The organism is Exiguobacterium sp. s129 (assembly GCF_018617585.1).
GTDB classification, from domain to species: domain Bacteria; phylum Bacillota; class Bacilli; order Exiguobacteriales; family Exiguobacteriaceae; genus Exiguobacterium; species Exiguobacterium aestuarii_A.
Window position 1 is genome coordinate 1 of the sequence record NZ_JACSKL010000039.1, and the last position, 365, is coordinate 365.

Below are 365 nucleotides of genomic sequence, written 5' to 3' on the forward strand. Positions count from 1 at the left end.
TATCGCGACCAGAAGCCGGAAGGCTTTTTCTGGCTGGCCCATCGGACGGTCGACGCCAAGCACAATTTCATCGTCGATGTACACGTCACACCCGGGAACGTGTCGGACAGCACCGTCTATCTGGATCGGCTCGACCATGTCCTCGAACGTTTCCGTTTCCCGCTCGAGGCGGTCGCGCTCGATGCCGGCTACTTCACGACCGGGATCGCGAAGGCGCTCGTCGAACGGGGCATCTTCGGGGTCATCGCCCGGAGGCGCTTCGGCGGGAAGAAAGGGATGTTCCGCAAGACCCGGTACACGTACCTGCCGGAAGAGGATGCTTATCTCTGTCCGGCGCGACAGCGCCTCACCTATCAGACGACGGA

At 61.9% G+C, this 365-nt stretch carries 1 protein-coding gene; it reads left to right on the plus strand.

Annotated features, from left to right (window positions below):
• The coding region (locus KNO92_RS15050) for a transposase (RefSeq protein ID WP_214761901.1) at positions 1–365 on the plus strand (365 nt) is incomplete at both ends.